This is a genomic window from Flintibacter sp. (assembly GCF_046973065.1).
Window position 1 is genome coordinate 1 of the sequence record NZ_JBKVXZ010000092.1, and the last position, 5,798, is coordinate 5,798.

At 59.4% G+C, this 5,798-nt stretch carries 7 protein-coding genes and 1 pseudogene; all 8 read right to left on the minus strand.

Translation table 11 applies throughout. The features are described from left to right. Positions 1-628: pseudogene (locus ACLTXB_RS18395) on the minus strand (aminopeptidase); the annotation flags it as partial. 37 nt (positions 629-665) lie between these two features. Continuing rightward, entirely contained in the window at positions 666-1,256 is a 591-nt protein-coding gene (gene coaE, locus ACLTXB_RS18400; protein WP_428227941.1) for a dephospho-CoA kinase, read from the minus strand. 12 nt (positions 1,257-1,268) lie between these two features. Then, positions 1,269-1,895 carry a helix-turn-helix domain-containing protein gene (locus tag ACLTXB_RS18405; RefSeq protein ID WP_428227942.1) on the minus strand — a complete coding sequence of 209 codons (627 nt, stop codon included), beginning with the start codon at positions 1,893-1,895 and terminating at the stop codon, positions 1,269-1,271. A gap of 43 nt (positions 1,896-1,938) precedes the next feature. Further along, complete coding sequence (locus tag ACLTXB_RS18410) at positions 1,939-2,964, minus strand: L-threonylcarbamoyladenylate synthase (protein ID WP_428227943.1); 1,026 nt, start codon at positions 2,962-2,964, stop codon at positions 1,939-1,941. Between the two features lie 25 nt (positions 2,965-2,989). Continuing rightward, complete coding sequence (locus tag ACLTXB_RS18415; RefSeq protein WP_428227944.1) at positions 2,990-3,640, minus strand: HAD family hydrolase; 651 nt, start codon at positions 3,638-3,640, stop codon at positions 2,990-2,992. Positions 3,641-3,652: 12 nt separating this feature from the next. Next, positions 3,653-3,910, minus strand: a complete 258-nt coding sequence (locus ACLTXB_RS18420) for a hypothetical protein (protein WP_008980620.1) — start codon at positions 3,908-3,910, stop codon at positions 3,653-3,655. Positions 3,911-3,931: 21 nt separating this feature from the next. Further along, on the minus strand, positions 3,932-4,996 hold the full coding sequence (gene prfA / locus ACLTXB_RS18425) for a peptide chain release factor 1 (RefSeq protein WP_428227945.1): 1,065 nt from the start codon (positions 4,994-4,996) through the stop codon (positions 3,932-3,934). A 26-nt stretch (positions 4,997-5,022) separates the two neighbouring features. Beyond that, a complete protein-coding gene (locus ACLTXB_RS18430; RefSeq protein ID WP_428227946.1) occupies positions 5,023-5,640 on the minus strand; it encodes a YdcF family protein in 618 nt (205 codons plus the stop codon). Between the last annotated feature and the right edge of the window lie 158 nt (positions 5,641-5,798).

Sequence of the window (5,798 nt, forward strand, 5' to 3'; positions counted from 1 at the left end):
GAATGTTCAGGCTCTCCGCGGGGATGGCCTCGCTCAGGGCCTTCTTGGACTGCTCCACGCCCAGGTGGGGCAGCAGGTCGTCAATGGTGAACTTGGGGTCTCCTTCCCCATTGCCCACGGAGACGCGGATCACATCCCCGTTTTTCAGAGCCACCACACCGTGGAGCTCCAGAGGGATGGTTACCCACTGGTACTTGCGCAGGCCGCCGTAGTAGTGGGTCTTAAGGAACGAGAGCTCGTCAGCCTCATAGAGGGGGTTCTGCTTCAGATCCAGACGGGGAGAATCGATGTGGGCCGCGCCGATGTTGGCGCCCTTATCCAGATTCTCCTGACCCATCACCGCCAGCATCACCGCTTTCCCGCGGTTCACCCGGTAGATCTTGTCTCCGGGCTTGAGCTCCATGCCCCGCTCATAGGGCCGGAAGCCAGCGTCCTTCGCCAGCGCCACTGCCCGCTCCACGCACTCCCGCTCCGTCTTACCTGCATCCAAAAACTGCTTGTAACCGGTGCAGTAGGCCTCCAAGGGCTCCATCTCCTGGGGATTCATACGGTCGTAGCCGTTCTTCTTATTGTAGCACAGGGCTTTACGCAGCTCCTCGCCCCGGGTCAGTTCTTTTTTCTCATCCATTGGGAAAACCTCCTTCGTGCCTTTATTGTATGTGTTCCTATAAAATCGATTCTACCAACGTTTTAGCCCGAAGAGCGAATTCCTCCGCCTGGGCGCAGTCGTTATATAAGGTATGGTCGCAGCCTTCGGTAAAGTAGTCGTCGCTCTTCTGGGCCTTGACCCGGGACCAGGCGTACTCCTCCGAAATGCGCTCCCGGGCCATGATGCGCTGCACCCGCACCTCCTGGGGCGCAATCACCGCAATGGTGGCGTCACAGAGCTTGGCCAGCGAACTCTCCAGTAAGGCAATGGCATCAATGGCCACCAGTTTCCTTCCCTTGGCGCGGTACTCCGAGAGCAATTCCTGGGTGCGCCGCACTGTGGCGGTCTGGGCGATGGTATTGAGCTTTGCCAGCTTCTCCGGGTCTCCAAAAACGATGGTCCCCAGCTTTTTCCGGTCAACGGCCCCGCTCTCGTCCCGCAGAGGGCCAAAAGCGCTCTCCAGCATCCCCTGTAATGTAATATCACGTTCCAGAAGGTCGTGGTACACGGCATCGCAGTCAATGACTGCGCCTCCCAGCTTTTCGATCTCCCGCAGCGCGGTGGTCTTCCCTGCCCCGGTGGGGCCGGTGATGCCAATAATGGTCATGAGAACATCTCCTCACTTTTCATAAAACAGCTGACGCACCGACTGAGAGGTCAGATATTTTACCCAGATTCCGAGCATAGCCGCCAAACCCACACTGATCATCCCTGAGGCCAGCTGCTTTGCACAGATGGTGCAGGCGGCAGACACAAGGATACTAAGCCCTTCCCCGCAAAGGATGCCGCCCCACACATAGATGCTGCGGAACCAAAGGCTCAGAAAAACTGCCGCAGAACCCAGCGTTCCCGCAAAGGCAAGGACCTGGAAAGGCTCGCCTCCATGCAGTTGACCTGCCGCTGCCACCGCCAGCCAAACTGCCAGGCGAATGAGAGCCATGGTCCGGTATTGGTCGGAAGGTGTTTGCTCATGCGACTCTTTGGAATCCGTCCCCGTCCGAGCTCGGCCGGTCAGCTGGTCCAAAGCAACCTCATAGAGATCAGCCAGGGCCTTTAGGTTATCCACTCCCGGCTCTGCCTTGTCCGTCTCCCATTTTGAGATGGTCTGACGGGACACGAACAGCGCCCGGGCCACATCCTCCTGGGACAGTTCCTTCTCTTTTCGCAGTCTTTGTAGGTTTTCGCCCAGCGTCATATCGATCACCTCGGCTTCAGCGTACCGGAAGGGCGTGAAACCGTCAAGCAATTTTCATGCAACCTAAGGTTGCAGCCCTTGGGGCACAAGGGTTTTAAACCTGGATAATATGAAATCCCGCCGCCTTGTTCAGTCGGTTGGCAATAGCCAGGCCAATACCGGTGGTGTCGGGGCACTGGGCCCAGATGGCAGGCACGCTGGTGTGGTCAAAGGAGCGCAGGGCGTCAAAGATATGCCGGGCCTGCTCCTCCTTATCCCCTGCCGGACCCAGGTCCATGACGGGCCTCGTCTCAGACCGTCTCATGAACAGAGGCAAAAACTCGTCAAAACAGATGATCCCGTCCTCCGCCCCGGCGTGGGCGGCGATATACTCCGCACTCTTTTTCGGGTCGCCAGTGACCACGGTAACCGGAGCCTTGGGGGCGTAGTGGCGGTACTTCATGCCGGGCGCCTTGGGCTGCTCCCCGGCTCCCATGAGACGGGTGACCGCCGGGTCCACTGCCACCTCCCCCAGCACTGCCTCCAGCTGCTCCAGGGTGATGCCGCCGGGCCGCAGCAGTCGGGCGTGAGTTTCGGTGAGATCGATAATGGTGGACTCCACTCCCACGGAGCAGGGACCGCCGTCTACGATAGCGTCGATCTTCCCATCCATGTCCTCCAGCATATGCTGGGCGGTGGTGGGGCTGGGCCGACCGGAGGTATTCCCCGAAGGGGCAGCCACCGGCACTCCGGAGGCCGCAATGATCTCTCTGCACAGAGGGTGGGCGGGACAGCGCATACCTACCGTATCAAGCCCGGCCGTCACCGCGTTGGTGACGATGTCCTTCCGCTTTAAGATCATGGTCATGGGGCCGGGCCAGTAGGCTTCTGCCAGCTGATAGGCTGTCAAGGGAATATCCTTGCAGTACCTCTCCAGCCAAGAGGCATCTGGGATATGTAAGATGAGAGGGTTATCCTGGGGACGGCCCTTGGCTTCAAAAATGTGAGCCACAGCCTCCTCGTTAAGGCCGTTGGCCCCCAGACCGTATACCGTCTCGGTGGGGATACCCAGCAGTCCACCATCCCGCAGGATGGCAGCTGCCTCATCAATATCATGTTCTGTCAGTCGCTTTGTATTCAACGAAAAGACTCCTTACTTATTACGCTCAGGCTTTCAAAATAAGGTCCAGCAGCTCCTGGGGCGTGGAGACGATCACGTCGGCTCCCGCCGCCTCCAGCTCCTCCCGGCTCCGAAAGCCCCACAGCACGCCACAGCCGGTGAGGCCGCCGTTTTTCGCCGTGTGGATATCCACGTTGCTGTCTCCCACAAACAGGGTGTCCTCCTGGGTGGCCCCCAGGCGGTCCATCAGCTTATGAAGGAGCGTGGGGGCGGGCTTGGTGGGCAGGCCGGGCAGCGCCCCCTGAACCACGGGGAAAATTCCCGGGTAATAGTGCTCCACCACTGGACCGGCCATCACGTCCGCCTTGTTGGACAGTACCGCGATGGACACCCCAGCCTCCCGCAGAGCCTTGGTCACCTCGGGCATGCCGGCATAGGGAGCGGTCTTGTCCTCCTTGTGGACGCCGTACCAGTCCATAAACTCCTGAAACGCCTGATCCAGCACTTCCTGGCTGGTCCCCTGGGGAGCAAAGCGCTCCACCAGCTTGGGGATGCCATTACCCACCATCAGCTTGAACTCAGCCACCGTGTGGGTGGGCCAGCCGTGGAGGGTACACACGTGGTTGCCGGTGTCCGCCAGATCGTCGATGGTGTTAAGCAGGGTGCCGTCCAGGTCAAAGATTACATGCTTGTACATGGGAAAAGGACCTCACTCGTAAATGCCGATTTCCATGCCGCCGATTTCCACGGCGGTCTCTTTGGAAAAGCCAGCCCGCTGCAGATAGGCCTTCACCGCCATCTGGGCGTGCTTGGGGTTGACCTTCTCGTCCTCCAGGTCCAGATCCAGGCGGTTGTCCTCGCCGCCGCACACCACGCCGGTGTCGTCCAGAACCTCATTAAGCTCGCCCACGAAGTCCGCCAGAGTCAGTCCTTCGGGCAGTTCTTTATAGTGGATATACAGTTCCATGTGATAAACTCCTATCTATTGTTAATTGGTATCGCTTGACTGAAGACGTTCCGCCTGATCGGCGGCAGCCAGAGCGTCGATGACTTCGTTGAGGTCACCGTTCATGATGTTGTCGATCTTGTAGAGGGTCAGGCCAATCCGATGGTCGGTGACCCGTCCCTGAGGGAAATTATAGGTACGGATGCGCTCGTTGCGCATGCCGCTGCCCACTTGGCTTCGCCGCTGGGCGGTATACTCGCTGGAGATCTTCTCCTGCTCCGCCTCGTAGAGCCGGGAGGCCAGAATACGCATAGCCTTGTCCCGGTTCTGGAACTGGCTGCGTTCCTGCTGACACTCCACCACGGTGCCCGTGGGCTTATGTATCAGGCGCACGGCGGAGGAGGTCTTATTGACGTGCTGGCCTCCCGCGCCGGAGGAGCGGAACACCTGCATCTCAATGTCAGCGGGGTTGATCTGCACGTCAGCAGTCTCCATCTCGGGGAGCACTGCCACAGTCACGGTGGAGGTGTGCACCCGGCCGCCGGATTCGGTCTCCGGCACCCGCTGCACCCGATGGACTCCGCTTTCAAATTTTAAGCGGGAGTAGGCTCCGTCTCCTTCAATCGTAAAGGAAATTTCCTTCACACCGCCTAGCTCTGTTTCGCTGACGCTGTCCACCTCGGTCTTCCAGTGGTTGGCCTCGGCAAACATGGAGTACATGCGGTACAGGGAGTGGGCAAACAGGGCAGCCTCCTCGCCGCCTACGCCCGCCCGAATCTCCACAATGACGTTTTTGTCGTCGTTGGGGTCCTTGGGCAGCAACAGGATCTTCAGCTGATGCTCCAGCCGCTCCAGCTCCTCTTTGGACTGCCGCCACTCCTCCTGGGCCAGCTCTTTCATCTCGGGGTCACTGAGCAGGCTCTCAGCTTCCCGGTGGCTCTGCTGGGTACGGAGGTAGGTGCGGTAGGTCTCCACCAGAGGCTGGAGCTCGGTCTGTTCCTTATTCAGTTTGGCCACCAGAGCCGGGTCCTCGTAGGTCTCGGAGGCGCTCAGGCGGGCCTCGATCTGGCTGTATTTGGCCTCAATGGCGGCCAGTTTGTCCTGCATAGCTTCGATCTCCTAACTTCTAGCTCCTACTTGTCCAGGAAGAAAGACTTCACCAGAGCCAAAGGCTCCCGAATATACATCTGGATGCGGGATGGGACGTGGCTGGTGGGGGCGGCCAGGGTGGAGACGTGACCGTAGCCAAACCGCTCAGCCAGCATCCGGGACCGGGTAAGGTGGAAGCCATTGGACACCACCAGCACTCCCTCCTCCCCTACGTCCACACCCTGCTCTTCCAGCAGTTCCCGGGAGTAGATGAGATTTTCTTTGGTATTGCTGGACTCATCCTCCAGCAGGATCTGGTCAGCGTCTACCCCGTGTTCCTCCAGATAGTCCGCCATGCAGGCAGCCTCGGAGGTGGGCTCGTTGCTTCCCTGGCCTCCGGATACTACCACAGTTATATCCGGGTGGTCGTCCAGATAGTCCAGAGCGGTGTCCAGCCGATCCTGGAGCAGAATAGAAGGCTCGCCCCCGGGCATCACCCGGCAGCCCAAAATGATCATCACCTGGGGGTCTCCCGACACATGGTCGTAGGCCCCGTACATCACCGCGCCAAACAGTCCCGCAAAACACAAGATTCCTGCCAGTACCAGGGCCAGCAGTATCTTGAGCCATCGCCGCGGCTGCTTTCCACGGTATCCTGCCATAGGTGGGCCTCCCCTCTGGTTATCCTTCGCCCCGGGCCTCTTCCAATTGGGCGGATAGCTCCTCCCAACGGCCGTAGAGCTTTAAAATTTCCTCCTCCAGGGCTTCTTTTTGTTCGTAAAGCTCCTGGAGCTTCAAATAGTCGGCGGCGGCCTCCTCC

Excerpts from the sequence above, each read along its gene's own strand:
- ACLTXB_RS18415 (WP_428227944.1), bottom strand. The coding sequence starts at position 3,640 with ATGTACAAGCATGTAATCTTTGACCTGGACGGCACCCTGCTTAACACC.
- coaE (WP_428227941.1), bottom strand. The coding sequence starts at position 1,256 with ATGACCATTATTGGCATCACCGGCCCCACCGGGGCAGGGAAGACCACC.
- ACLTXB_RS18420 (WP_008980620.1), bottom strand. The coding sequence starts at position 3,910 with ATGGAACTGTATATCCACTATAAAGAACTGCCCGAAGGACTGACTCTG.
- ACLTXB_RS18430 (WP_428227946.1), bottom strand. The coding sequence starts at position 5,640 with ATGGCAGGATACCGTGGAAAGCAGCCGCGGCGATGGCTCAAGATACTG.
- prfA (WP_428227945.1), bottom strand. The coding sequence starts at position 4,996 with ATGCAGGACAAACTGGCCGCCATTGAGGCCAAATACAGCCAGATCGAG.